Origin of the sequence: Vibrio sp. 10N.261.51.C6, from assembly GCF_041471785.1 — a bacterium.
Taxonomy (GTDB): Bacteria; Pseudomonadota; Gammaproteobacteria; order Enterobacterales; family Vibrionaceae; genus Vibrio; species Vibrio crassostreae_C.
This window is the reverse complement of sequence record NZ_JBFRPB010000005.1, coordinates 53,125-78,542: the sequence shown is the minus strand read 5'-3', so window position 1 is coordinate 78,542 and position 25,418 is coordinate 53,125. Positions and strand designations below refer to the sequence as shown.

General features: G+C 45.7%; 17 protein-coding genes. 4 read left to right on the top strand and 13 right to left on the bottom strand.

The window, feature by feature from the left end; all coding sequences use genetic code 11:
• Positions 1-117 precede the first annotated feature (117 nt).
• The 11 genes from AB4375_RS00535 to AB4375_RS00485 form a co-directional block, all read right to left on the bottom strand.
• Positions 118-2,052, bottom strand: a complete 1,935-nt coding sequence (locus tag AB4375_RS00535; RefSeq protein WP_372050858.1) for a beta-N-acetylhexosaminidase — start codon at positions 2,050-2,052, stop codon at positions 118-120.
• A 12-nt stretch (positions 2,053-2,064) separates the two neighbouring features.
• Complete coding sequence (locus AB4375_RS00530) at positions 2,065-2,949, bottom strand: BadF/BadG/BcrA/BcrD ATPase family protein (protein ID WP_372050857.1); 885 nt, start codon at positions 2,947-2,949, stop codon at positions 2,065-2,067.
• A 2-nt stretch (positions 2,950-2,951) separates the two neighbouring features.
• Positions 2,952-4,673 carry a glycoside hydrolase family 9 protein gene (locus AB4375_RS00525; protein WP_171732448.1) on the bottom strand — a complete coding sequence of 574 codons (1,722 nt, stop codon included), beginning with the start codon at positions 4,671-4,673 and terminating at the stop codon, positions 2,952-2,954.
• Positions 4,674-4,771: 98 nt separating this feature from the next.
• Entirely contained in the window at positions 4,772-5,767 is a 996-nt protein-coding gene (locus AB4375_RS00520; protein ID WP_048605696.1) for an ABC transporter ATP-binding protein, read from the bottom strand.
• An 87-nt stretch (positions 5,768-5,854) separates the two neighbouring features.
• Positions 5,855-6,838 carry an ABC transporter ATP-binding protein gene (locus AB4375_RS00515; RefSeq protein ID WP_048605693.1) on the bottom strand — a complete coding sequence of 328 codons (984 nt, stop codon included), beginning with the start codon at positions 6,836-6,838 and terminating at the stop codon, positions 5,855-5,857.
• Positions 6,839-6,840: 2 nt separating this feature from the next.
• The gene (locus tag AB4375_RS00510) at positions 6,841-7,866 is read right to left on the bottom strand and encodes an ABC transporter permease (protein ID WP_017056648.1); all 1,026 of its coding nucleotides are present in this window, start codon (positions 7,864-7,866) and stop codon (positions 6,841-6,843) included.
• A 2-nt stretch (positions 7,867-7,868) separates the two neighbouring features.
• Complete coding sequence (locus AB4375_RS00505) at positions 7,869-8,855, bottom strand: ABC transporter permease (RefSeq protein WP_017059409.1); 987 nt, start codon at positions 8,853-8,855, stop codon at positions 7,869-7,871.
• Positions 8,856-9,024: 169 nt separating this feature from the next.
• Entirely contained in the window at positions 9,025-10,707 is a 1,683-nt protein-coding gene (locus AB4375_RS00500; protein WP_017056650.1) for an ABC transporter substrate-binding protein, read from the bottom strand.
• A 711-nt stretch (positions 10,708-11,418) separates the two neighbouring features.
• Positions 11,419-14,808 (bottom strand): response regulator, encoded by a 3,390-nt coding sequence (locus AB4375_RS00495; RefSeq protein ID WP_017068896.1) that lies wholly within the window; start codon positions 14,806-14,808, stop codon positions 11,419-11,421.
• A 216-nt stretch (positions 14,809-15,024) separates the two neighbouring features.
• Positions 15,025-16,047 (bottom strand): 16S rRNA (guanine(1207)-N(2))-methyltransferase RsmC, encoded by a 1,023-nt coding sequence (gene rsmC, locus AB4375_RS00490; protein ID WP_017068897.1) that lies wholly within the window; start codon positions 16,045-16,047, stop codon positions 15,025-15,027.
• A 110-nt stretch (positions 16,048-16,157) separates the two neighbouring features.
• Entirely contained in the window at positions 16,158-17,243 is a 1,086-nt protein-coding gene (locus tag AB4375_RS00485; protein WP_372050856.1) for an AI-2E family transporter, read from the bottom strand.
• 76 nt (positions 17,244-17,319) lie between these two features.
• On the opposite strand from AB4375_RS00485, the gene AB4375_RS00480 reads away from it, so the two are divergent.
• Positions 17,320-17,445, top strand: a complete 126-nt coding sequence (locus AB4375_RS00480; RefSeq protein ID WP_004734537.1) for a hypothetical protein — start codon at positions 17,320-17,322, stop codon at positions 17,443-17,445.
• Positions 17,446-17,585: 140 nt separating this feature from the next.
• On the opposite strand, the gene hemL is transcribed toward AB4375_RS00480, so the two are convergent.
• Positions 17,586-18,881: a glutamate-1-semialdehyde 2,1-aminomutase gene (gene hemL / locus AB4375_RS00475; RefSeq protein WP_010436060.1), complete on the bottom strand. Its 1,296-nt coding sequence runs from the start codon at positions 18,879-18,881 to the stop codon at positions 17,586-17,588.
• A 296-nt stretch (positions 18,882-19,177) separates the two neighbouring features.
• Here hemL and erpA point away from each other — a divergent pair, with 296 nt between their 5' ends.
• From erpA to AB4375_RS00460, 3 genes are all read left to right on the top strand, one after another.
• Complete coding sequence (erpA, locus tag AB4375_RS00470) at positions 19,178-19,519, top strand: iron-sulfur cluster insertion protein ErpA (protein WP_004734539.1); 342 nt, start codon at positions 19,178-19,180, stop codon at positions 19,517-19,519.
• 271 nt (positions 19,520-19,790) lie between these two features.
• Entirely contained in the window at positions 19,791-20,915 is a 1,125-nt protein-coding gene (locus tag AB4375_RS00465; protein WP_372050854.1) for an efflux RND transporter periplasmic adaptor subunit, read from the top strand.
• Positions 20,916-20,925: 10 nt separating this feature from the next.
• Positions 20,926-24,018 carry an efflux RND transporter permease subunit gene (locus tag AB4375_RS00460; RefSeq protein ID WP_017063268.1) on the top strand — a complete coding sequence of 1,031 codons (3,093 nt, stop codon included), beginning with the start codon at positions 20,926-20,928 and terminating at the stop codon, positions 24,016-24,018.
• Between the two features lie 84 nt (positions 24,019-24,102).
• On the opposite strand, the gene AB4375_RS00455 is transcribed toward AB4375_RS00460, so the two are convergent.
• Positions 24,103-25,392: a peptidoglycan DD-metalloendopeptidase family protein gene (locus tag AB4375_RS00455; protein ID WP_372050853.1), complete on the bottom strand. Its 1,290-nt coding sequence runs from the start codon at positions 25,390-25,392 to the stop codon at positions 24,103-24,105.
• Positions 25,393-25,418: the final 26 nt, after the last annotated feature.

Below are 25,418 nucleotides of genomic sequence, written 5' to 3'. Positions count from 1 at the left end.
TTTTAACAAACTGCATCTATGCAGCTAATTTTTAAATAGTGATGCTGAGTCTTATCTGACTGAGCACCTTAATTTGAGTTAGCAAGCGCTCGATGTGAGTGTTGCTTTGGTTTTGTTTTATTGAGCTTTCCAAGGGTTGCGATAGTCAACATTGAGTCTGTCGAGTAGCGGCAAGTGACCCTTTAGGCGAGACAGGTAATCTAGCCAGTTTCGGTTGTTTTTATGTGTCCAACATCCTTCAGCTAAAGCGCTAATTCTTGGAAATACCATGTAATCCATACGCTTTTGGTTGGTGACGATCTCACACCATAGAGCACACTGAATTCCGCGGATCCGCTTACGAATTGGGTCGGTGTCGGATATCTCAGCAAGCGCTTCGTAGGTATAAGCTTGTTCTAATGGGATAACGGCAGCCCAATCTACGCCCGGCTCTTCCGGTGCATAATCTTGGGTCATGTCGAGATAGGTAAATTGTGCAGGTTGCAATACCACATCAAAGCCTTGGCGAGCGCAGTTCACAGCCGCTTCTTCACTGAGCCATGAATAGATGATGGTCTCTTTGCTCACCTTGTCGCCGTGCTGAGCTTCTTCCCAGCCCACCATGCGTTTGCCGAGTTGCTTAAGCTTATTCTCGGCATAGCGGAATAGGTGACCTTGCAAATCTTTGCTGTCTTGGTATTGATGTTCTTTCATCAGCGCTTGAGCTGCAGGGCTGTTAGTCCATACGCCCGGTGGTACTTCGTCTGCGCCCATGTGAATCAATTCGCTAGGGAATAGCTCTGCGACTTCTTCAATAACCGCATCTAAGAACTGGTAAGTGCCCGGTAAACCTGGGTTTAGGACGTTGTCGTTGTAGTGCTGAATGCTTTTGTATTGAGTAGTGTCAGCTTGCTCCACCAACATGTCAGGCAGTGATTTGATTGCGGCACGGCAGTGTCCCGGAATATCGATCTCTGGGATCACCGTGATGCTGCGTTGCTCTGCATATTCAATGACTTCGCGAATCTGTTGCTGGGTGTAGAAGCCGCCGTAGTTTTCAGCAATATGGGTATATTGTGGCTCTAATGCATGGTCAGGACCTCGCCAAGCACCGATTTCAGTGAGTTGAGGTAGGCTCTTTATCTCGATCCTCCAACCTTCATCATCGGTTAGGTGCCAATGAAAAACGTTGAATTTGTAGTGCGCCAACTGGTTGATTAAACGTTTCACTTGCTCCACCGAGTGGAAGTGACGTGCACAGTCCAACATCATGCCGCGGTATTTGAAACGAGGTTGGTCGGCGATTTTGCAACATGGCACAGAGAAGCGTTCAGCATTTTGTTGTTGAACTAATTGTATTAAGCTAGCTACTGCATGAGTGAAGCCTGATTGACTGCCTGATTCTACGACCACTTGTTGAGTTGTGATGGTCAGTTTGTATTCGGCTTCATCTAAAGTTGGGTTGCTACGAAGTAGAATGTCTCCGCTCGCTTCTGGTGAGAGTTCTGTTGAAATCGCTAGCTCGAACGTAATCAGTAACTCTTGTTGTAACCAAGCGCTGGCCTTCTCTGCAAGGTGAGATTGAACCTCAATTTTGCATTTACTATTTAACGCGAAGCTACCTTGCTTAAGTTCGAACTGATTCGGCTGAGGAATTAATGCCACCTCAGCAGCGTTCACTTCAGGTATCTGATTGCGTTCACGGTATGGTGACGCCAGAACAATAGGTGATATCGCGACTGGCAGCACCGAGGTTTCGCCTTGGTGATGTGTTTGGATAAAGGCATCGTTTAGACCGTCAGAATAAAAACGGAATGGGGCGCTTTGAATGCTGAATTCAAGGTAGTAATGGTTGTTCGCCTTTAACACTGACGAACTTGGTTTGAACGAACAAAAGCTTCCAACTTGAGTCAGTTCACCTTGCGATAAACTTTCTGGAAGGATGAATCGATCAAATGCAAAGTGCAGAGACCAATCTGTTACGTCGAGGTCACTTAAGTTATGTACCGTAAGGCCAAATCGGCAGTTATTTTTTTGTTCAGAAAGAACAGCTAAGTCGATGCGATAATTCATATAACTTCCCTGCTAAGCCTGTTGATACAAGTTGTGTTGTGGTTTCCCGGCAAACATCAATGCGCCTTCGATAGCGTCGAATTGAGGTTTAACGATCCATTGCTGTACTGGTGGTGATAGCCAGTTGAGAATTCGCTCTGCGATACTTCCCATCAGGCATACCTTGTCCGCACCTTTGTGATGCAGTGCTAGTACAAACATTTCGATATCAGCGGCGGTTTGCTTGAGCATCTCGATAGCCAGTTCGTCACCTTCATTAGCGAGTTGAAAAATAACTGGTGAGAATTGACCGTAATCCTTTGGAATAGCACCTTTTGACCATTTGACAATGGCATCCACATCATTATTAAAGTGATTCATCACATGTAGAGTCAGCGGGGTTTTGTTGCGAATACCGTCTTCTGCAAGCAAGACTTGTTGAATCAAACGTAAGCCCATGACTGCGCCGCCGCCTTGATCTGAAATCGGAAATTCACGACCGCCAACCACATATTGCTCACCGTCTTTTAGGAAGATACCGCAAGAACCCGTACCACCGATCATGATTGCGCCGTTTTGGCCATTGTGAGCACCAATGCAAGCGCCATAAGCGTCGGTATTTAGTGTCATGCTTGCGAAAGGGTGTGGTTGAGCCATGAAGTCGAACCATGCTGATTTTTGCTCAGCGCCAGCCAGTGCTAGGCCAACATGCATATTTGAAAAATGGTCTGAGTTGAGTTGCCCTTGTTGTGCTGCTTTTGTAATGGCATCAATAATTGAGATCATTGCAACATCAACACCCAAAAGGATGTTGGCACTGCCACTTTTCGCTTCACCAATCAATTTGCCTTGGTCGTCACGAATACGAGCACGACAAGAAGTACCACCACCATCAATACCTACGTAGTAAAGAGTCATTATTATTGCTCCTTACGCTGAGCTAGGAAGCTGAACTGTGCCGCTGTGGCTAATAGGAACCAAGCGCCGTGAGGGATCCATTGTTCGCCCCAGCGCCAGTTTTGAAGCATGTCATCTTTTTGTGCTGGTGGATTGAACGCAATGTCTTGTTCATCTTCAAAACCAGCTGTGATGCCATTACAGATACCGCCTTTCGCATTGAAGAACCCAAGCTGAGGTAGGTAGTCTGGGTTGTTATGGCCATGACCATCGAGCATGCACATGTGGTATGGGTTGAGGCCCAAGATCCAATCAAGGCTATTTTGTGAAAGCTGGATTAAGCGCTCTTGAAGCTCGCTATCTTTAATGTGCGGTTGAACTAGGTAAGCCATGGTTGCGAGTGAGCCAAGGCGTGCGTTCTCGCCTTGCCACCAGTAACCGGTTTCGTTCTGTTGAGCGACGAAGAAGGCATCACGTTTATCACCATCGATAGATTTTACGTATTGTCTTGGATAGCCAAATGGGTTGGTGACTTTGTCGGTGATGTTGATTTCGAACTGACAAGCTTGTTCAACAACTGTGCGAGCCTGTTCTTTTAGTTCAGCATCGGTTTCGTTGTTGATGTATTCACATAGTGCAATCACCGGAAGACCGGCTTCAGCTGCGTGAAAGTATGGACGAGAGCCATCAGAGTTTGCCGACCAGAAGTGCTCAAATGAATCATCGGATTGCTGACGAGAGATTAAACGAGTCGCCCAAGTTCTTGCTTCTGATAGGTATTGCTGGTCTTGTGTTACGCGATACAGCTCATTGGCTGCGAGTAGGGCGCAATACTCATCGATGATGTTCTCTTCACCATCGTTTAGATACTGGAGGTTGTACTCTTTTAGATGCCAGTAACCCTTAACAGCCGTTTCAAGGTATGTGTGGCTCGAGTAGCTGCCAGAGATTTCAAGCTCAGAAGCTGCGGCTAATGCTGCGATAGCAACACCTGCACCTTGTCGGTAGCCCGCTTGTAAGTCCGTTGATTTATGACCTTCTTGAGTCGCATAAGCGCAGATATCGCGTTGGTTGATATCTTTGCTCCATTTGTCGAATACCGTCATATAGAAGTATCCGTCAGCGTCTTGCATACGCACTAAGAAGTCGGCACCGAACAGAGCCTCTTCCGTTAGACGAGTCATGGAGAATTTCGGGAAGTCTGGGTTATGGCCAGTCAAGCGTACGCTTTTTAGCATGTTCCAAACGACCATCGGAATTTGTTGTGGGTTTAGGTAGTTACCATAAGACAGGTGGCTAAAATATTTACTGACATCACCTGATGCGTCATACCATCCACCGTGGACATCGACGTATCGGTCGGTACCTAGAATTTGTGCTTGTCGATCTTTTTTGTCGAAAATACCGCCACAGCGTTGTGACTTAAAGTAATGAAGCACATCAGAAAACGTGTGGTTCATTAATAGGTTGCTACCAATCTCAAATACTTCTGAACGCAGGTTGTCAAAACGTAGGTAGTAGCGACCAGATTCAGTGACTGAACTGAAATCAATAGTGAAGAATTGCCCTTGATGCCAATTTGCTACGCGGCCTTGTTTAACCACATCAAAATTTCCGACAGTCATATGGTTGTCAGCACAGACGAGTAGAGCCGTAGTGCTTGATAGGCGAGCTTTCTTAGTTTGTAGGATAGCTTGCTTCGGGCCTGTGGACTCATAGCCAATATGGTTGGTCAATAACAGCATCAATATTCTCCGACAGTCCTAGTTTCTATTGGCTAGGTACTTGAATGTTTTGGATATAAATAGTTAGGGTCCGAAGACCCTAACTTGGGTTTTATTGCTTAGCTTTCGTGTAGGTAACAGCGCACAAAGTGGTTATCAGCGAGCTGCGTAACCCCTGGTAGCTGCTCTTTGCACTTATCCATTGCGTGAGTACATCGGCCTGCAAATGGGCAGCCTGCTGATACTGGTGTCCACAGAGGAATCTCACCTTTGTTGCCTGCAAGTTGCTCGTGGATCGACTTCTTAGGATCTGGAACGGCCGAAACAAGCAATTGGGTGTATGGGTGCTGAGGGTTAGCAATCACGTCATCGGTATCGCCCCATTCCACCATGTGTCCCACGTACATCACCGAAAGGTCTTCAGCGATGTAACGAGCGGTTGCGATATCGTGAGTGATGTAAAGCAGAGACATTTGCTTCTCGAACTTCATCTCTTCCATCAGGTTTAAAACACCCGCACGAATTGAAACGTCTAGCATTGATGTTGGTTCATCGGCCAGAACAACTTCAGCACCAACTGCGATGTTACGTGCTAGATTGACACGTTGACGTTGGCCGCCAGACAGTTGGTGAGGGTATTTCTTCGCCGTCTCTTTTGGCGGAATGAGACCAACTTGCTCTAAAAGATCGTAAACGCGTTCTTCTAGTTCTCTTTTATTGCCCGGAGATACTTTCTTGTGGATTAACAACGGTCGAGCAATGTGGTGGAAGATATTGTGCGTTGGGTTCAGTGAACCAAACGGGTCTTGCCATACCATCTGCACGCCTTCACGGTAGTGCATAAGATCTTTTCTGCTTGAGATCTCTTGGATATCACGGCCTTTGTATTCTATCGTGCCGCCCGAAGGCGCGTACATTTTTGCGATCATCTTTGCCGTTGTTGATTTGCCTGAACCAGACTCACCAACCACCGCTAAGCCGCGACTTTTATACATCTTGAATGACACGTCGTTAATCGCACGCATCATTGGGGTTTGAATGGTGGTACTGCTTATTGGGAAGTCTTTTACGACATTTTTGCCTTCTACCAATAATTGACCGAAATCTTTGCTCATAATTGTCTCCAGAATCCTTATTCGCTTTGCTTGTTTTTAGGCGGACGGGCCGCCTTGTTCGTTATTCACGCCAAGTTAGCGTGCAAGCTATAGCTTCCTTTGTACTATTGGGTCACCGTACAGGTGGCAGTTAGACAAATGTCCCGGGTCGATAGAACGCAGCTTGGTTGGCACCTTGGTACACGTTTCATGTACACGGTCACAACGAGCTTGGAAACGACACCCTTCAGGGATCTCTAACAGGTTCAGAGGGTTACCTGGAATACCTGCTAACTTTGTCTTTGGCCCTGTCAGTGGAGGGAAAGAACTTCCCAGCCCTTTGGTGTAAGGGTGGTAAGGGTTTTCTAGAATATCTTGAGAGTTAGCCACTTCGATTAGCTCACCTGAGTACATGATGCCGATGCGGTCAGAGAACTCAACCATCAATGACAAGTCATGGGTGATGAACAGAATTGAGAAACCAAACTCTTCTTTTAGTGCATAGATCTTTTGTAGGATTTCGCGTTGAACAACCACATCAAGCGCGGTCGTTGGCTCATCCATAATGATCAGCTTCGGATTCAGTGCTAACGCGATAGCAATAACCAAGCGCTGACGCATGCCGCCAGAGAATTGGTGAGGATAGTCACTCAATCGGCTCGGGTGAATATCTACGATTTCAAGTAGACCTTCAGCACGCTGCTTAGCTTGCTCGCGAGTCATGTTGGTGTGACGCATGATTACGTCACAGAACTGCTCTTCCATCGGTAGTACTGGGTTGAGTGCGTTCATCGCGCTCTGGAATACCATCGACATCTCACTCCAACGGAACGACTGCATACGGTCATCACTGTATTCAAGGATGTTCTCACCGTTGAAGATAACCTCACCACCACTGATGTAAGCGGGCGGCTTATGAAGACGCATAAGAGAGAAAGCGACCGTTGATTTACCACAGCCAGATTCACCAGCTAGGCCGAAGACTTCACCTGGAGCGATGTCGAAACTTACGTTGTTACACGCACGAACATCGCCAGACTCTGTGATGTAATCCACGCATAAGTTGCGGATAGAAATTAGTGGTTCAGACATGATTATTTATCTCCGCTCCAAAGTGCATTTTGTGGTGGTAGTTCTGGTTCACGTTCTTCTTTGTCTTGAGCTGCTAGTTTCTTCCAACGCTTCATGCCTTTGTGAGAACGCAGTTGCGGGTTAGCAATTTCATCGACCGCGAAGTTAAGTAGAGCAAGACCAGTTACAAGTAGTGTCAATGCGATACAAGGAGCCAACAGTTCCCACCAAGCGCCAATCAGCATTGATGAAGAGGTTTGAACGTTGTAAAGCATGATGCCCCAGCTGATTGTGTTCGGGTCACCAAGACCTAGGAACGAGATGGTTGCTTCCATCATGATTGCGTACATCACCGAACCGATGAAGCTTGCGCCAACGATAGAGATAAGGTTTGGCAGAATCTCTACGAAGATGATGCGGAATGAAGATTCACCCAAAACTTCAGCGGCTTTTACAAACTCTTTTTCACGCAGTGCTAAGGTTTGGGAGCGAACAACACGGGCACCCCAAGCCCAAGACATAAAGCCGATAACCAAGGTTATGGTGAGTGGCCCTGCCTCACCGATAAAGGCTGCTACTACGAACAGTAATGGGTATTGAGGGATTACCAGCATGATGTTCATTGCGGCTGTTAGAACGTCATCGACACGGCCACCGAAGTAACCTGCAGAAACACCAATAACAGTTGCGAGTAAACATACGGTTAGACCCGCACCAAAACCTACAGCAAGAGATACCCGTGCGCCGTATACCACTTGAGACCAAACGTCACGACCCATACGAGTTGTGCCTAGTACGTGGTCTGCCTTTTTAGACATGATCAATGTACGACGGTCGTCTGCTAGATTTTGAGCAACCCAGCCATCAGGGTTAGTTTGTGCAGACTTCACCACGAAACCAGGATATTCGTGTGGGTTACCTGTACGCTTGTCTGGTACATGTTTGGTGATTAATGGAGCTGCAATCGCGCCAAGAATAAAAATACTTAGGATGATGACGCCTGTTAGGGCCATCGGGTTACGCCAAATGAGTTTTAGAAAGTCTTTCATGATTATTTACCACCCTTACGAAGACGAGGGTCAAGAACAACGTAAAGCATGTCTGCAACTAGGTTAAAGAACAGCATGAATAGCGTCATGATAAGCAGCTGACCTTGCAGTACTTGGTAGTCACGAGCGTTAATTGCGTTGAAAAGTACGCTGCCAAGACCTGGGTAGTTAAAGATGATTTCGATAATTAACTGACCGCCGATTGCCATACCTAGCGACATTGACAGGGCTGTCACACTAGGTAGCATCGCGTTACGAGCTGCGTAGTTGAATACCACTCGGTTTTCGCTCAGGCCTTTGCCTTTCGCCATGGTGATGTAGTCTTCGGCTAGTAGGTTGATCATGTTGTTACGCATGTTTACTAGGAAGCCACCAATTTGAACAACAGAAGCACAGAACAGTGGTAAGAAGGCGTGGTAAGCGACATCTTTAATGAATGCCCAGCTTGTCCAATCAGGTATAGTACCAGCGGTGTAGGCATACCCTGTTGGGAACCACTTCAAGCCAATTGCAAAGGTAAATAGTGCAATCATCGCGATAACAACTTGAGGAACGGCTTGTAGAATCAGCATCCCTGGCGTTACGAAGGCATCGTACTTACTGCCGCGTTTCCACGCTGCGAAAATACCTAGGATTGAACCAATCGAGAAAGAAAGAATAACTGCGGTGCCGGCTAAGAAAAGCGACCAACCGAATGCTCCACCCAACAGTGTGTTTACAGAAAGTGGGTAGAATTGAATTGATGTACCAAGTTCCCAGCTAAGAATGTTCTTCATGTACGCCACGTATTGAACTAAGTAGCCACCATCAACGAAGCCTAATAGTTCTTTCATTGCAGCAATACGCTCTGGAGTAACTTGTACAGAAGCGTTCGCAAACATCATGGTAACTGGGTCACCAGGCATTGCTCTTGGAATAATAAAGTTTAACGTCGCAGCAACTAATAGCGCGACAAAATAAAATGACAAACGTCTTAAAAAATAACCCATAACTCACACCTTACTCACCCAGATTGTTTCCCTGTTTCTGGATTCAGGTCGCTCCTAGCGAAATTTGGAACGAAAAATCCCCTGACGACTAGCGCCATACTTTCAATTGAGAGTGTGGGGATTTTTATAAGCGGCGTAAGAGGTTACGCCGCAAGGATTGAACGATTACTTATTTAACTGGTTTTAGGTCCAGTACATGAAGTAGACGCTCTGGAATACCAGCCCAAATGTTTGGACGGCCTTTTGGATTTTCTTCGTTCCACCAACCAGTGAAGCGAGTTGTGTTGTATTGGTACATGTAAGCACCAGACATCACAGGGATTGTCACTTGGTCTGCAGCGATGATTTGCTGGATACCGTGTGCAATGTCTAGCTGCTCGTTCTTATCAGCTGTTTTGTAGAAGCTGTTTAGAAGACCATCTAGCTTGTCGTTTTTGTAGAAGTGCATTGCGAAACGAGGCATACCGTCACCAGATTGTAGTGATGAGTTGTAAGCACTGTTCCAGTACGTGTATGGATCCGCACCGTGGAAGTAGTTTGTGTATGCTACGTCGTATGTACCTTCAAGCATTGCTTGGTTGTAAACAGAGAAGTCAGGTGTACGAGCTTTTGCTTTAATACCGATTTCGTTTAGCTGTTCTACCGCTAGTTGAACTGTGTTGTTGAAGTCAGTCCAGCCGTTTGGCGATTGAATCATTAGTTCGAAAGACTTGCCTGATGGAGTGTCAACAAAACCATCTTTGTTTACATCTTTGAAGCCAGCGTCAGCAAGAAGCTTCTTCGCGCCTTCAGCGTTGTAAGTGTTGAAGCCTTTGTACTTGTCATGAGTTTTTTCATCAGACCAAGCTTCAAACGCGTAGCCAAGACCCGATGCGAAATCGTTTACAGTACCGCCACCGTAGAATGCGATGTCGATGATAGTTTGACGGTCAAGAGCCATAGAGAAAGCACGACGGAAGTCAACGTTGCTCAATGCTTCATGCTTCGCAGCATCAGGGTGCTTGAAGTTAACGATGAATGCCTGTGTACCTGCTGGCGGGTACCAGTAGTGGTGTTTAGGGCTAGCTGCTGCGTATGTACGATCGATATCTGGAACGAAAGAAGACGTCCAGTCCATTTCACTGTTTACAACTTTACCTAGGAATTGGTCGTTGTTCGCAATTTGTGGAACACGTAGACAGTCAACATCTAGGTTGTCTGCATCCCAGTAGTTCGGGTTTGCACACTGGATGTATAGCTGCGCTGTAAACGTATCGATTTCTGTAAATGGACCAGAACCTACCGGGTTCTCATTGGTAAACGTTGATGGATCTTTAACGTCTTTCCAGATGTGCTTAGGTACTACAGGTACTTTAGCAATCTCGTAAGGTACGTTTGAGTTTGCTTCTGTTAGTGTGAACTTAACTTGGTTGTCGTTCAGTTTTTCTACAGAAGTTACCCAAGAGTTGATACCAGATTGGTCAAGCTCTGGCTTCTCTTTTACAAGGTTGAAAGAAAAAACAACATCATCAGCAGAGAAAGTTTCTCCGTCTGACCATTTAACACCCTTACGAATGTCGAAAACAACGCTCATCAGATCATCTGACATCTTGAAGTTTTCAGCTAGACGGAACACTGGAGTGTTACCGTGCATTTCGTTAAATACTACTAGCGGCTCATACATGAAGTCAGTTGTAGTATGTAGGTTAGTAGCACCAAGGTACGGGTTAAAGTTACGTACGAAGGTAGTGTACTCTTTCGGGTGAACGGTCAGTTCACTGCGTTCTGCAGCGGTTGCTACTGATGCAAAACCTGTTGTAGCAGTTGCAATAATTGCTGTTGCTATTGCTGTTTTTTTTATATTGGCAAGCATAGCTGTTCCTTACTATTTGCTTTCATTTCACTAATGGATTGAATGTTATCTGTCGCTAAATTGTTTAGTAGATACACACTCTGGTTAAAGGCCTACCTCTTCTTCGTTGCTCCAGATTCATCGTTGATTCTGAGAAGTGGTAAGAGTGGCCTGTAGGCCTTTGGCAGGAGTAAGAAAACACCTTATCGATGAATTAATCAAACTCGTTTCCCGTCAAAAATGTTAAAAACACACAACCCCACGTCATTAACGTCAAAATAGGTTGCTTTGGTGGTTTTTCGTACGCAATTGTTAAAGTGATGTGACTCGCATTTGGTTTTGAGGTTCTTGCAGGTTGTAAGTGGCCACTAACTTTAAAGGCTTTTTATTATAATGCCTTACCCTACGTTGGTATAATTGTAGATCTCGGTCACTTGCCAGTTTTACGTTAAATTTCCCTAGAAAATTAAATCTGCCGTTCTGTTGTGACTCGCTTCTCAAACTGCAACAAAGAGTCAGATAACGGTCAGATATGATTGAGAATAGAACGAAAAGTACTGACGGTTACCAGCACGCACTGTGAGTAATTAGCGTGAATTTCCCCTTGTTTAAAGGCGTAAAAAAAGTGCGTTGCAAGCGTTGGGATTCTACTTTTTGTGATTATTAGGCGTACAAAAAAGCCCACGCTAGGTGGGCTCCATTATTCAAAGTATCGTGATGTTGGTTCAGGGTTTAACTGGTCAGTAGTTTCTGAAGTTTATCCCTCAGCATCTCAATATGGGTTCTTTCTGGCGTCTGTTCTTTGCAGTGTTCCAGAATGAATTCGATTGAGCTCAGTACCGTTCGCCAGCGAGGCGTTTTCGGTAGGGTTTCTACGCGTAGGTATTTGTCTAGCGTTCGAGTTTGCAGCGTACTGCGGTCTAAGTAGACGCGCCACAAGCCACTCTTCTCGGCGAAAGCAAACTTGGTTTCACCCGTCACCGATTCCCAGTAGATGATGGCATTCGTCATCGCATCGACCAGTACCTCACGCATTAACTCTTGCTTGTTTTTACCTTCACCGGTTGCCTTGTCAGCAAGACGAGTAAATTCTCCGCCAAGCTCTTTAAGCTGCTGTAACTTATCTTTGTCGCCTTCAAAGGCATAACTAGAGAGAGCTTCAACCGCCGTTTCAAGGTTATTGATTCGGTTTGAGTTAACACCACCACCTACATTAAAGATATACATGGTGTCGAGCCCTGAGCCTTCAGGCAGCTTAAGGATGTCACTTGGTATGCGCTGACGTGTGTCATCTATATAGATATCAATGTCACCGCAGTAGTGGGCTTGTTCCACCTTAAGGTATTTAGGCGCAATGATTTCGTCAGCCATTGAGCGTTTAAGTTGTTCTTGTCCGCGTCTGAATAGCTTCGCCGCCGCTTCGTTAGCAAAGCGAATACGTTGGTCATCACGAATACAGATAATGGCTTCAGGTGCCGATTCTAGTTGCTCTAATAAGCGGCCTTGAGTTTCTAACAAGTTAGCTTCAACCATCGCTCTATGTTTGAGCTCGAGTTGCAGTTGGTCGTTTTCAAGGCGTCTCTGTTCCGCTTTACTTGCTGATAGATGCGCTGTAATTCGAGCCGCCAGTTCTTGTTTGTTGAACGGTTTAGACAAGTAGTCATTGGCACCCGCTTCGAAACCTCGAACACGGTCTTCTGCTTGGTTGAGTGCCGTTAGCATGATGATTGGCAACTGAGCATGATCGTATTGCTTACGCAGTGCTTCACAAACCTGATAGCCGCTCATTCCTGGCATCATTATGTCGAGCAGAAGCAGCTCTGGCTTCTCTTTCTCAATCAGTTCAATGGTTTCAGGGCCATCACATGCAGTACGTACTCGATAACCTTCTAACTTCAAGAAGCTGTCTAATACTCGCAGGTTAACCGGCTCATCATCGGCGATAACCAATAACGGGCCATCTGGGTTTTCACTGATAACACTATTTTCTTGTTGGCTGTTATCAATTAAATCAGGCGTTTGGAAGTGCGAGTAGTGACCTGATTCGTTGTAACTGTCTAACTCATCTTGAGTAGCTAGGGGCAGGGTAAAGCTAAACGTAGTGCCGAGCATTGGTTGGCTACTAACGTACAGTGAACCGCCCATTAGCTCGATCAACTGACGACTGATCGATAATCCAAGCCCTGCACCTTGGCGGTAGTTACTCGCATCTTGGCCTGCTTGAATCAATGGCTCAAAGATGTGCTCAAGGTACTCGGCCGGTATACCTTGGCCAGTATCGACAACTTGTACACGAATGTTGTCATCGATAACGCTGGCAGAGATAACAATTTTACCTTCTGAGGTGTACTTGATGGCATTGCCGACCAAGTTATACATCACTTGCTCAAGTCGTTGAGGATCCGATGAAACCAGACCTAAATCACTTGGGACTTGGTTAATAATACGGATTGGCTTATTGCCCAATAGGTGATGAGACAACTCTAGGACCAAGCTGGTGGCTGCCGACAAATCAACGGCTGATTTCTTAATATCTAAGCTGCCATAGCGCATCTTGTGATAATCAAGCAGATCATCAACCAAGGTCGCCAATCTCTGACCGCTATTGATGATGATATCCAACTGATATTTCTGATTAGCAGGAATAGGGCCGTTAGCTCCAGATATCAACGCTTCAGCGATACCCACCATGCCATGCAGTGGTGTTCTCAATTCATGTGAAGTAGTCGCTAAGAACTCATCTTTGAGTTTATTTGCCAGTTGTAACTCTTCGTTTTGCTTTTGAATGGTCTTAAGGTTGTCCTCAAGCTCATCGTTTTGGCTTTTGATGAGCTGCATTTTTTCACGAATAGATCGCTGCATTCTTTCGAAGCTCACCGCGAGTCGGCCTATCTCATCTTTGCGCTCGGTATTGATCATGGTTTCATCGAGATCACCCGCCGATACTTTTTCGGCAGCCCACGTCAGTTTAAGCAGTGGGGATGTGATGAAGTTAGACAGATAGTGCGATGCAACGACTACCAGAATGATCGCCGTTAGCATCACGATCACGAAGATCTTTTCTAACTGATGAATACGGTCAAACGCCTCTTTCTCTGGCAGCTCTACGACAAGAGCCCATGTTGCGTATTTCAGCTCAATTGGCGTATATGCCGCGATGATCGCTTGATCTAGGGTGTTGTCGAAGGTGCCAACCGCTGTTTCGCCAGCCAATGCTTTATCGACAACATCTAGGCTCAAGTTGATAGATTCTTGTGAATGAGCAAGGCTACGCGGCAGGTGATCATCACCTACAAGCAGCGTTTGAATATTCGAACTCTTGTTGAGATCCGCAATCAACTTAGTAATGCCGTTGATTGGTAGCCTAAACATCGCGTAACTGTGTAGGTAGCCTTGTTGAACGATAGGTGCGCCTAGCCATGCGGTCTGTTTGCCATTCTCGTCTTTAAAGTCAGAAACGATAACCGGCGTGTAATCTTCGTTAGATTTGCGTCGGTCGGTTACGTCTTTGGCTAGTCGTTGAAAGGTAATACCTAGGTTGGAGTCCTTGTATTTTCCTGTCAGCAGATTGGTGCCGTAATCGTCATTTTTAAAGACGGAATAAGCGACGTTACCGTTGATATCAACTAAGAGAATATCGTCAAAATCAGAGCGTTTAAGCAGTTCTAGGTAAGCATTATGGTAGCGCTTGTGGAGCAGGCGATAACGCTCGCTGCCAATAAAGCTGCTGGATTCAGGGAGGATCGACGTTTTGATTTGATCGCCAGAGCCTTGAATATAGCGCTGCTGTGCATTACTGCGTGCCTCGTCAATATCTAACCCCAATCGTTGAAATGCATTGATCAAACCATAAAATCGCCCGCCACTGGCATTGGCCAATTCTGAGCGAACAAAGCCCATCACTTGGGATTCTTGAGCTTGTAGGTAATCGACAATTTGCTGCTGCTTAGTATCACGAACCGAAACAAGGTGTGAGGTGCTTTGTTCCTGGAGATCCTGACTGTGCGATTGGAGGAAAAATATCGCGATAAGTGTCACAGGGGTAATACTGAGGACAAGAAATGCCAGCATTAGGGTATTTTGAAGGCGCTTAAACTTCTGCTTACGATAGAATCTAAACATAAATTGGGTACTACTTTCCTTTGATGTACTGCTAAAAGGGGCGAAAACAAGTACAGAGAATAGAATTAACGGGTTCCAATTTAACGAAATTAACGAGTTTTTTTACTTTGACAAGTAAGTGGTATTTAAAGCGTGTGCAAAAGCTCATTTTTATAGAGTTTTGACAAAAATATGAACAGACAGCGCAGATAATGACCCTGCGCTGTGCTAGAGAGGTTATTTGTTTGCGTGATAGATCGCGAATTTAGTGGTCTTATTTAGAGTCGAGCATTTTCCAAACGCTTGTTCAATAATTGGAATGTATTTTAAGAAACTATTCGCAACAATAATCATCTCACCAGAACGCTTCAAATGCTTAGGAGCCTGAGAAAGTAAGGTCTCAGTCGCGCTGTAGCTAGTGTCTAAACCTGAATGGAATGGTGGGTTACTGATGATGAACTGATAGTCTTCTGCAGTATCAGAATAGACATCGGATGCGAAGACTTTACCCGTTAAACCATTCGCTTCTAGCGTTGCTTGGCTTGATGCCACGGCAAATGCACTGATGTCGCACATTTCTAGCTCGATATCTGGGTTACGAGATGCCATCACCGCGCCCAATACGCCTGCACCACAGCCAAAATCCAGTACCTTGCCTTTTAGTTTTGGCAGAGTATCCAACAGAAGTTGGCTACCGACATCGAATTGACCGTGACTGAAGACGCCAGGAAGGCTTTTTACCGTAAGTGATTGCTCACCAATGTTAACCGTGTAGGTCTTAAACCAGTCTTGCAGGTTGAACGCTTGTGGTTGCTCGAAGCATTGACCCCAGTAGAAAGAGCAACGACGCGCTGAATCGTATTTAACAACTTTGCCGTAAGGAGCAAACATCTTCTCGATGCTTTTCACGCCTGAACGGTTTTCACCAACCACGACGATCTCGGTATCTTTGCCTAGCTTGGCAAATAGCATCGCCAACAAAAATTCCGCTTCCGCTTTGGCTTTTGGCCAGTACAACATCACTAAGTCGGCTTTGGTCTCTTCGGTAAACTCCGCACCATAAAAACGTTGGATGGTGTTGTAGCCTTCTAATTGACGGTAGTAGCTGTAATTAGAAGTAAACACAGAGACAGATTCACAATGCTTCGCTAACTCAACAGGGAACAAGTCTTCTGCCTCACCGGCAACTAAAACATGTTTGCCTTCAAAGTAGGCGAGTTGGCGTTGAGCAATCTGGCTTGGTGCAATATAAGCTGACATAGGACACTCTGTTGAATCGTTAGCAAAAAATGAGGGCGGATTTTCGCATAATCCGCCCAAAGCTTGAAGTGTTTAATACGGGTTCGCCAATCAAGTTGACGTCAAGTTCGTTAACTCTTGTCTTGCTGGTTTAAAAAGTCCTTAAACTCTTCATCGTAGATGTTGAATAGGACAATGGTAATCGCAAAAATCAATGGTCCGTAGATAAGACCAATTAGGCCAAACAGTTGAATACCACCCAATAGTGAGAAGAAGATCATCAGGGTATTCATGCCTGCACTGCCTTGCATTAGCAGCGGACGCAGAAGGTTATCAATTGAACCAACAATCGCTACACAGTAAACCGTTAGGAAAATCGCCCACGTGGTATCACCAGTTAGGAACAAGTAGGTTGCTGCTGGAATCCAGATTAATGCGGTACCCACAACTGGGATGAAAGAGGCAAAGCCCATCATAGTACCCCAGAATAGACCTGGGAAACCGGCAATCCACATACCTAAACCGCCGGAAAAACCTTGCGCTATTGCGGTTAAGAATGAGCCCATTACTGCTGATTTAGATACTTGTTCTATCTCTGTTAGAAGTTTGTCTTCTTGGCTACGAGACAGCGGCAGAATATGACGAACCACACTGATGATTTTGTCATGATCTCTTAATAAGAAGAACAAAACGAACAGCATCAAGAAGAAATCCATCAAGAAATTGGTCGCGTCACCTAAGATTTTGGCACTGATACCAACTAGCTTAGAACCAAAGCTTGTCGCAAACTCACCGACTTTTTGTGCGATGGCTTGGGGATCAATGTTGTCGAAAGGCAGGTAGTTATTCACAAATGACAGCGCTTTGACCACTAACGGGTGAGCAAACAGAGTCTGAATGCCACCGTGGGTCACCCATTGGTAAGTATTCTGAGAGAACAGAGAACCTTGCTGAACAATTGCTGCGAATACTGCCAATAAAGGGATAACAATAATGAAAGTCAGAATCACACAAGACAGCAGAGAGACGATGTTTTCTTTATTCGGGAGCTTTTTTTCAAGCCACTCATGGATTGGGAACATCAATAGTGAAATGATAAAGGCCATCACGATAGAGTTAACGTATGGCTCGATAAGTAAGTAACAAGCATAAGCCGCCGCGAGTAGGGCAATGATGATCACCCAGTGGCTGGAATTGATTTTGAGTTTTTCTGACACGGTAATGGTCTCTATATTTGCGTTCTGAGTTTATAATGGCTGCAAAACAGAGAGTTAGCAATGAGGAGTTTTGATAATGGGATGCTGTAATAAAGATAAGAAATGCCAAGACGAAGAACAGCAAACAAAAAAAGAGATCCCTTGGTTCAGAATGTTCCTTGGTACCTTGATGTTGTTGGTTTTCCTTTTCTGGGAACGTTAATGCTTTTGGTTCAGCTTTAGCCTTAGTCGACGGCTAAATAAGCTGTCATATTTGTGGCTGGTGAGCGCGATATATAAAAAAGGGCTGCATTTAATGCAGCCCTAAATTCAATCGGTTAGCGACTTATAAAGTGCTTTCGATTATTTGCTTTCAGCAGCAATGATCGCAAGAGAGCGGTCAGCAGCTTCTAGTGTTGCATCAAGTTCTTTTGAACCATGAGCAAGAGAAGTAAAGCTTGCTTCGAATGCTGAAGGTGCAAGGTAAACACCGTGATCTAACATTAGGTGGAAGAAGCGCTTGAAGCGTTCTACATCACACTTAGTTACATCTTCGTAGCACGTCACAGTTTCTTGATCTGTGAAGAAGAAACCAAACATACCGCCAACTTGATGAACTAGCATCGGGATGCCGTGCTTGTCAGCAAGTTGCTTGAAGCCTTTTGCCAACTGCTTAGTTTTTGAAGCTAGACGCTTTTCGTTGCCTTCTTCTCGTAGAAGGTTCAAACATGCGTAGCCAGCAGCCATTGCAACAGGGTTACCTGAAAGCGTACCCGCTTGGTAAACAGGGCCAGTTGGTGCGATGTATTGCATCACGTCTTTACGACCACCGAAAGCACCGACAGGCATGCCGCCGCCAATCACTTTACCAAGACACGTTAGGTCTGGCTTGATGTTGTAGTAAGCCTGAGCACAACCTTCAGCAACGCGGAAACCTGTCATTACTTCATCAAAGATTAGCAATGCACCTTCTTGATCACAGATTTCACGTAGACCTTCGTGGAAGCCTTCTACAGGAGGGATACAGTTCATGTTACCCGCTACTGGCTCAACGATGATACAAGCGATCTCGCCTTTGTTTGCTGCGAAGATTTCACGTACTGAATCTAGATTGTTGAAGGTTGCTGTTAGCGTTAGTTTCGCAAAATCAGCCGGTACGCCTGGAGAGCTTGGTTGACCTAAAGTCAGTGCGCCAGAACCAGCTTTTACAAGTAGGCTGTCTGCGTGGCCGTGGTAGCAGCCTTCAAACTTAAGAATTTTGTCACGACCAGTGAAGCCACGAGCTAGACGAATCGCGCTCATTGTTGCTTCTGTACCTGAGCTCACCATACGTAGCTGTTCCATTGATGGAACCATCTCAGATACCAGTTCAGCCATTTTGATTTCAGTTTCGGTTGGAGCACCGAAGCTAAGGCCGCGTTGAGCTGCTGCAATAACAGCGTCACGAATAACCGCGTGGTTGTGACCAAGGATCATTGGACCCCAAGAGCCAACGTAATCGATATACGCTTTACCATCAGCATCAAAAATAAGTGGGCCATCAGCGCGTTCAACGAAGATTGGAGAACCACCTACGCCATTGAATGCACGAACTGGAGAGTTTACGCCACCAGGAATGGTTTGCTGTGCTTTTTCGTACAGCTCTGCTGATTTGGTCATTGATATATCCTCTTTTGACTGTCGGACCAATTGGCACGCATTGTACCTATCCCTAATCCAACTAGGAATGCTTTCGCCCAGATAATCACCCGAATCTGGTTGTTTTGTGTGGTTACACGTTTTAATTGTTAGATATTGGCGAGTTTACAGCAGTAAAAGGACCGATCCTGTGGTGAATACTTGAACGTTTCAGTCAGGTATTAGATAATCACCGGAATATAAGAAAATACTCAACAACTATGGTCTCGAATTAGATTTGTATCATGTTGTTTTTGACACAGGTAAGAGAGGTTGTCGTGAGCGAAGTAAATATCCCATTGTCTTTTTCTGATGCAGCAGCTACCCGCGTACAAACGCTAATTGCTGAAGAAGAAAACCCAGAACTAAAACTGCGTGTATACATTACAGGTGGTGGTTGTAGCGGTTTCCAATACGGCTTCACATTTGATGAAAAAGTAAATGATGGCGACACTACAATTGTAAACAGCGGTGTAACGCTGGTTGTTGATCCAATGAGCCTACAATACCTAATGGGCGGCATGGTTGATTACACTGAAGGCCTAGAAGGCGCACGCTTCTTTGTGAACAACCCGAACGCTACAACAACATGTGGTTGTGGCGCATCATTCAGCGTATAGCATGAGTTGAAAATAGCTTGAGCTCAAAGCTGTATTAGATACATTTCAAACGCCGAACTTATGTTCGGCGTTTTTGTTTTTACTTAGTAACTTATTACTTTTCAAAGCATTCCTCTCATTTTTAGTACACGGCATATTTTTTAAACTGTCGATAGCGTCCAACTTCGTTGAGGATTGGTCTGTTAAGGTTACCTTTGTGCATAAGGAAGTTGCACATCACGCTATTAAGCCAACTAGCGCGCCTGAATGACATCGGACAAAAGGATTTGTTATGCCCACTCTATTTTCTAACTCACCACTTTTTCAGAAATTGAAGCAGCCGTGGCTGGTTTCTCTGACTCTAGTCGTGTTGTTGTCGATCTGGCTTGGTTTAGGCGTAGGGCAAGCAGAAGAGTCACCTGAAAAAAAGGCAACAGAAATTCCGCTGGCTAAGGTTTCCTTTCAAACCTTCACCTCATCACCGACCTTTAAAACGATTGATCTCTATGGAAGAACGGCGCCCGATCGGCATGCTCGTCTAGGTGCAGAAGTCGCGGGCAAGATTGTCAGATTGAACGTTGTTAAGGGGGATATGGTTAAAGCTGGACAAGCCATTGCCCAGATAGATAAGGGTGATTTAGAGATTCAACTAGAGCGAGCCTCGGCTTTATATCGCTTGAAGCAGAAAGAGTTTAAAGCGGCGCAGTCACTGAAGAAAAGAGGACTGCAAGGCGAAATCGCCTACACCACAGCAGAGGCCTCATTAACAGAAGCAAAAGCCATGATGCGCAACGCGGAATTGGCTTTAAAGAATACTGTCATTACTTCGCCTTTTTCGGGTGTGGTTCAAGACTTAATGGTTGAGCTCGGTGATTTCGTTAGTGTTGGCGATCCTGTTGCTGGCGTGATTGACCTCGATCCTTTGGTTATTGAGGCGGATGTCAGTGAGCGTCATATCCAACATTTGCTAGTCAATCAATCTGCTTTGGTTCGTTTGTTAGGGCGAGAAGAAGCGGAAGGCCGTTTACGCTATGTTTCTCGTATCTCTTCTGTTGCTACTAATACCTTCCCAATCGAGATAGAAATCGATAACTCTAGAGGCCTATTACCAGCAGGTGTCAGTGCCGAAGTTAAACTCAACCTAGAAACAAGAGATGCAATAAAGATAACACCGGCGATGCTAGCATTGGATGAGGCGGGTAACCTAGGGGTCAAAACCTTGGTTTCAGTCGATGACTCACCAACGGTGAAGTTTGTAGGCATTCAGCTAGTAAAGGCCGAACAAGATGGAGTGTGGCTCACGGGGCTAGGTCAACGCGTCGATATCATCACAGTAGGCCAAGGGTTTGTGCGTGATGGTGATTCGGTGATTGCTGTTGAGCAAGTCGCTGAACTCTCTAACGTAACCGCAGAGTAGGAGATAACCGATGTATTCAATTATTGATGCAGCCTTGTCTCGTGCTCGAACAATGCTCTCCCTTTTAGCGTTAATCCTTGTAGCCGGTGTCGTCACCTATATCACGATACCTAAGGAATCGAGCCCAGACATTACCATCCCAATTATCTATGTTTCGGTCGGGCACCAAGGGATCTCGCCAACGGATGCAGAACGTTTATTGGTTCGACCTATTGAGCAAGAGCTGAGGTCGATTGAAGGCGTAAAAGAGATGACAGCAACCGCAGCAGAAGGGCATGCCTCTGTTGTGTTGGAGTTTAATGTTGGCGTCGATCTCACCAAAGCAATGGCCGATGTGCGTGACGCGGTTGATCTGGCTAAACCAAAACTACCAGAAGACAGTGACGAACCGACCGTAAATGAGGTGACGCTGGCTTCTGAGCAACCTGTTTTGTCTGTTGTGCTATTCGGTACCGTTCCTGAGCGCACCATAGTGCAAATTGCCCGAGAGCTTGGAGACAAATTAGAAAGCTATCGCCAAATCCTTGAAGTCGATATTGCGGGCGATCGCGCTGACATCGTCGAGATCATTGTCGATCCGTTATTGATGGAGAGCTACAGCTTAGATCAAGCGGATATCTATAATCTGATCGCTCTGAACAATCGAGTGGTGGCCGCAGGTTTTGTTGATACTGGCTACGGACGTTTTTCTGTCAAAGTCCCTTCGGTATTTAACTCCTTAAAAGACGTGCTTGAGTTGCCTATTAAAGTGGATGGCAAGCAGGTGGTCACTTTTGGCGATGTCGCTACGGTTCGTCGAGCGTTTCGAGATCCTGAAAGTTTTGCTCGTTTAGATGGCAAATCTGCGGTGGTGTTGGATATCAAGAAGCGTGCAGGTGAGAACATCATCGAAACGGTTGAGCTAGTCAAAGCCGTAATGGCAGGCGCTCAGCAGCAAGCGGAATGGCCAAATAACCTGTTGGTCAAATACACCTGGGATGAATCTAAAGATGTGAAGATCATGCTTAATGATCTGCAAAACAATATCTTATCCGCCATTATTCTGGTGGTGATCGTTATCATCGCCATTCTTGGTGTGCGTACCGCTTTGTTAGTGGGTATTTCAATCCCAGGCTCCTTTCTTACCGGGCTGCTAGTACTGTCTGTGTTTGGCCTAACCGTCAACATCGTAGTGCTGTTCTCTCTGATTATGGCGGTGGGGATGCTAGTAGACGGTGCGATTGTGGTGACCGAATTTGCAGACAGGCGAATGCAAGAGGGTGAAGGGCGCAAAGCCGCTTACCGAGATGCAGCGAAACGGATGGCGTGGCCGATAACCGCATCGACTGCCACAACCTTAGCCGCATTTGCTCCGTTACTGTTTTGGCCTGATGTGACGGGCGAATTTATGAAGTTCTTACCACTAACTCTGATCGCGACTTTAACTGCATCATTGATCATGGCGTTGTTGTTTGTGCCCGTGCTGGGCGGTTTGATTGGCAAACCTCAATACGTATCGTCTAAAAGCCAAGCTCGAATGGTCGCACTGCATAATGGTGACTTTTCACAGGCTACTGGTTTAACCAAGGCTTACTACCACACGCTTTCTTTAGCGATTAAACACCCCTTTAAGATTTTGTTCAGTGCGGCACTGCTCGCGGTTGCAGTTGGTTTTACTTATTCAAAAGCGGGTCTAGGTGCAGAGTTCTTCCCAGAAGTTGATCCGCCATTCTTTAATGTCAAAGTTCGCTCGCATGGGGATCTGTCTATCCAAGAAAAGGATGACATCATGCGTGATATTGAACTGATGATGCTCAATCATGATGAGTTCGATACCGTTTACACGCGTACTGGTGGTGACGACCAGATTGGTTTGATCTCAATTACGCCTGTTGACTGGCAATATCGACGCAGCGTTAAGGCGATTATTGATGAGTTGAAGGTACAAACCGATCAATACGCTGGTGTTGAGATTGAATATAAGTTCCCTGATGCTGGGCCTCCGGTTGAAAATGACTTAGTGATTGAGCTGTCGGCAAGAACTCCAGAGCAGCTCAATCAGGCTGCAAAAATTGTGAGAGGTTGGGCTGATGGAAATAAAGCACTGACCAATATCAGCGATACTGCGAGTAAAGATGGCATCGATTGGAAGGTGGATATTCGCCGCGACGATGCTGCGCGCTTTGCAGCTGATGCGACCTTAGTGGGTAATACCGTTCAATTCGTGACTAATGGTCTCAAGATTGGTGATTATCTGCCCGATGACTCTTCAGAAGAGGTCGATATCTTGGTGCGCTACCCTAATGATAAGCGTGATATCGGGCGCTTCGACCAGCTTAGGGTGAAAACGCCAGCAGGTTTAGTACCTATTACTAATTTCGCTCAGATCGTTCCCGACCATAAGCAAGACACCATTAAACGCCTTGATGGCAAGCGTGTGGTGAACATCATGGCGGATATGGAAGAAGGGTATAACCTTGCTCTCGAACTACCAAAGATCGAACAAGCATTGAGTGAGCTAGGGCTGCCGAGTAGCGTGGAATTTCGCATCCGTGGTCAAAACGAAGAACAAGAAAACTCGTCAGCCTTTTTACAAAGTGCTTTCTTGGTTGCTTTGGCGGTAATGGCTTTGATTCTGATTACTCAGTTCAATAGCTTCTATCAAGCGTTTTTGATTCTGAGTGCTGTATTGTTTTCGACCGTTGGCGTGTTCGTTGGCTTACTGATCTTCCAACGTCCGTTTGGCATTGTGATGTCGGGAATTGGGGTAATAGCGCTCGCCGGCATAGTCGTGAACAACAACATCGTGTTGATTGATACTTATAATCAGCTCATCAAAAGAGGCTTGGACAAGCGAGATGCGATTCTAAGAACCGGTGTTCAGCGTTTAAGGCCAGTAATGCTCACGACGGTTACGACTATCTTAGGTTTAATGCCGATGGTGTTAGAGATGAACATCGACCTGATTAATCAAAAGATAGAGTTTGGCGCGCCAAGTACACAATGGTGGTCACAGCTTGCGACCGCTATTGCTGGTGGTTTGGCGTTTGCCACGGTGCTGACTTTAGTATTAACCCCTTGTTTGTTAATGCTTGGACGGAACAACAAACCTGAAAAACAGTAGCTAGTTGTGGTATGTGAGCATAAAAAAGAGCGCCTTGATGGGCGCTCTTTGCATTTTTCTATTTTGCAGTGAAGCTACAAACGCCTAGTTAGTCGCTAGTAACTGACCGTATCGCTCAAGGTTTCTTAATCGAATCTCTGAGTTGGCAATAAAGGTTGCTTTTGCTTTACCAGTTAACGACTTGGATTGAGGCAATTTCACGGTACGCGCATTTTTATGTACGCCATTGACCAAGAATTCATAGTGTAAGTGTGGGCCAGTCACTCGGCCCGTACCACCCAAAGTACCAATGGTTTGGCCTTGTTTTACGCGCTGACCAGTTTTCACCATACGTCGCTTCATGTGCAGGTATTTGGTGATGTAGGTGTTGCTGTGGCGTATGAACACGTAGTTACCATTGAATTGGTTGTAACCCGACTTCTGAACGATACCGTCACCGGCAGCCCAGATAGGCGTGCCAACAGGGGCTGCGTAGTCAGTGCCGCGGTGAGCGCGAACCTTACCGGTTACTGGGTGTTTTCTGTTAGGGTTAAAGTTCGATGTTACACGACGAAAATCAATAGGAGAGCGCAAGAACGCTTTCTTCATTGCACGACCATTTTCATCGAAGTAGTTGCCGCTCTTATCATCTAATACCGCGGTAAATGAATCACCTTGGTTTTTGAATACGGCTGCCATGATCTTACCGCGACCAACCACTTCACCTTCAACTACTTTTTCTTGGTATAAGATTTTGAAGCTGTCATTCTTACGAATATCTAACGCAAAGTCGATATCCCAGCCGAAGATGCCCGCCAGTTCCATAATTTGGTTTGCGGTTAAACCTGCGCTTACGCCAGCATTCCAGAAATTCGAGGTGATGTCGGCTTCGGCATAATTGTATTGGTAGGCAACCTCTTTCTTGTCGAAACTAGAGGAAAACGAATCGCCAGACTTAGTGATCTTGAAGCTTTCAAACGCACTAAGTTGTCGTTTTAACTGAATAAGGTCGTTGTTTTCATCAAAGCCGAACTGCAAGACATCACCAGGTCTTAGGTTAGACAGCTGCTTCTTAATATCATTATTGGTATTGAGTAGCGTGATCAGCAGACGGTATGAGAGGCCAATACGTTCAAATAAAACAGAGGTGCTTTCGCCAGAGCGAACGGTGTATTTCTCCCAATTGAGCACTGCCGTCGGTGGAGCGTCACTTGAGCTAATAAGTGCAGAGGCATTGATAGTCAGTGGGTAATGTTTTCCCACAACTAAAGCGCCCGAATCGTCACGCAAACTGTTGACGTCGGGGAGTAAGAAAATCGCGACGAAAATTATGGCACTAAAAAATGCGATAAAAGCCCGGTGCAAAATAGGAAGGCGTGCAAAAATAGACAACATGTTCCGGTTCGTTCTGTAAATATTAT

What these genes read in the sequence shown, in the direction of transcription:
- AB4375_RS00505 (WP_017059409.1), bottom strand. Translation starts at nt 8,855, where the DNA reads ATGGGTTATTTTTTAAGACGTTTGTCATTTTATTTTGTCGCGCTATTA.
- AB4375_RS00455 (WP_372050853.1), bottom strand. Translation starts at nt 25,392, where the DNA reads ATGTTGTCTATTTTTGCACGCCTTCCTATTTTGCACCGGGCTTTTATC.
- AB4375_RS00510 (WP_017056648.1), bottom strand. Translation starts at nt 7,866, where the DNA reads ATGAAAGACTTTCTAAAACTCATTTGGCGTAACCCGATGGCCCTAACA.
- AB4375_RS00480 (WP_004734537.1), top strand. Translation starts at nt 17,320, where the DNA reads ATGGGATGCTGTAATAAAGATAAGAAATGCCAAGACGAAGAACAGCAA.
- AB4375_RS00500 (WP_017056650.1), bottom strand. Translation starts at nt 10,707, where the DNA reads ATGCTTGCCAATATAAAAAAAACAGCAATAGCAACAGCAATTATTGCA.
- AB4375_RS00525 (WP_171732448.1), bottom strand. Translation starts at nt 4,673, where the DNA reads ATGCTGTTATTGACCAACCATATTGGCTATGAGTCCACAGGCCCGAAG.
- AB4375_RS00535 (WP_372050858.1), bottom strand. Translation starts at nt 2,052, where the DNA reads ATGAATTATCGCATCGACTTAGCTGTTCTTTCTGAACAAAAAAATAAC.
- AB4375_RS00495 (WP_017068896.1), bottom strand. Translation starts at nt 14,808, where the DNA reads ATGTTTAGATTCTATCGTAAGCAGAAGTTTAAGCGCCTTCAAAATACC.
- AB4375_RS00515 (WP_048605693.1), bottom strand. Translation starts at nt 6,838, where the DNA reads ATGTCTGAACCACTAATTTCTATCCGCAACTTATGCGTGGATTACATC.
- AB4375_RS00530 (WP_372050857.1), bottom strand. Translation starts at nt 2,949, where the DNA reads ATGACTCTTTACTACGTAGGTATTGATGGTGGTGGTACTTCTTGTCGT.
- AB4375_RS00465 (WP_372050854.1), top strand. Translation starts at nt 19,791, where the DNA reads ATGCCCACTCTATTTTCTAACTCACCACTTTTTCAGAAATTGAAGCAG.
- AB4375_RS00520 (WP_048605696.1), bottom strand. Translation starts at nt 5,767, where the DNA reads ATGAGCAAAGATTTCGGTCAATTATTGGTAGAAGGCAAAAATGTCGTA.
- AB4375_RS00460 (WP_017063268.1), top strand. Translation starts at nt 20,926, where the DNA reads ATGTATTCAATTATTGATGCAGCCTTGTCTCGTGCTCGAACAATGCTC.
- rsmC (WP_017068897.1), bottom strand. Translation starts at nt 16,047, where the DNA reads ATGTCAGCTTATATTGCACCAAGCCAGATTGCTCAACGCCAACTCGCC.
- hemL (WP_010436060.1), bottom strand. Translation starts at nt 18,881, where the DNA reads ATGACCAAATCAGCAGAGCTGTACGAAAAAGCACAGCAAACCATTCCT.